1 protein-coding gene is annotated in these 1557 nt (G+C 62.6%); it reads right to left on the bottom strand.

The window, feature by feature from the left end; all coding sequences use genetic code 11:
* Positions 1 to 204: 204 nt before the first annotated feature.
* Positions 205 to 1557 (bottom strand): DNA polymerase I (gene polA, locus QZY06_RS15235; protein ID WP_295685919.1); only part of this gene is annotated, 1353 nt, incomplete at its 5' end.

The raw sequence follows: 1557 nt of genomic DNA, 5'->3' as shown, positions 1-1557 counted from the left end.
GTGGAATTAGTTCGGCGGGAGTTGCGAAAAAATTCGGCGAAAGTCGAAAATTCTTTCGAAAAGATCGCAAGTAGCGGATTTTGAAAGAATTGTTTTTCGAAAGATTTTCGGAATTTTGGGGTTGTGGCGCTGCAAGGCTGTGAAAGGCCGGTCCCGGGGGGGACCGGCCTTGTCGTTTCTGACGTCCTCAGCCCGGCAAAAAACTCAGCTCGCCGCACTGCTCGCATGACCGGTCTCGACATGGGCGGCATCCCAGTTCGCACCGATGCCCCAGTCGGCAACCAGTGGCACCGCCAGCTTTGCGGCCTCGCACATGCGGGAAGCGATCGTCGGCCCCAGTTCGGAAAGTTGCGCGCGAGGCCCCTCGAACACCAGTTCATCGTGCACCTGCAGGATCATCCGCAGGTCCGGCGCGTGGGCCGGCAGCCAGGCGGCGACATCGATCATTGCCCGCTTGATCAGATCCGCCGCCGTGCCCTGCAGCGGTGCGTTGATCGCAGTGCGCTCGGCGTACTGACGCTGGGCGGCATTGCGGCTCTGGATCTCCGGCAGATACAGCCGGCGCCCGAACATGGTTTCGACGTAGCCCAGTTCATGGGCCTGCGCCTTGGTCGTCTCCATGAAGCGCTTGACGCCCGGATAGCGGGCAAAGAAGCGGTCGATGTAGTCCTGCGCGTCGCCGCGGCCGATGCCGAGCTGCTTGGCCAGGCCGAAGGCCGAGATGCCGTAGATCAGCCCGAAGTTGATCGCTTTCGCGGAGCGCCGCGATTCAGCGCTGACCTGATCGAGCGGCTGGCCGAACACTTCGGCGGCGGTTGCCTGATGAATGTCGATGCCGCGCCGGAAGGCGTCCTGCAGGCGTTCGTCGCCTGAGAAATGCGCCATCAGCCGCAATTCGATCTGCGAATAGTCGATCGACAGCAGCGCGTTGCCGTCCTCGGCAATGAACGCCTGGCGAATGCGCCGGCCATCGGCCGTGCGCACCGGAATGTTCTGCAGGTTCGGATCGTTCGACGACAGCCGCCCGGTTTGCGCCACCGCCTGGTGGTAAGACGTATGAATGCGCCCGGTCTGCGGATTGACCTGCTTCGGCAGGTTGTCGGCATAGGTCGATTTCAGCTTGGCCAGGCCGCGCCAGTCGAGGATCAGCCGCGGCAGTGGATGTTCGCTGCTCAGTTCCTCGAGCACGTTCTCGGCCGTCGACGGATCGCCCTTCGGCGTCTTGCTGACCACGCGCAGCTTCAGCTGATCGAACAGAATGATCTGCAGCTGCTTCGGCGAACCGAGATTGAACTCGCCGCCTGCCGCCTTGAACACCTCCAGCTGCAGCTCGTCCATGCGCCGCGCCAGCTCGCCGCTGATCTTGACCAGCAGCGGCGCATCGACCTTCACGCCGGCAAATTCCATCGCCGCCAGCACCGGCACCAGCGGCATCTCGATGGTGTCGAATACCGACTTCAGCGACGCTTCCGCGGCAATTTTCGGATACAGCGTCTGATGCAGGCGCAAGGTGATGTCGGCGTCTTCGGCCGAGTACTGCGTCGCTTCCTCGATCGC

Origin of the sequence: uncultured Nevskia sp. (genome assembly GCF_903885465.1) — a bacterium.
GTDB lineage: Bacteria > Pseudomonadota > Gammaproteobacteria > Nevskiales > Nevskiaceae > Nevskia.
The sequence above is the reverse complement of the archived record's forward strand: the minus strand, read 5'-3'. Positions and strand labels throughout refer to the sequence as shown.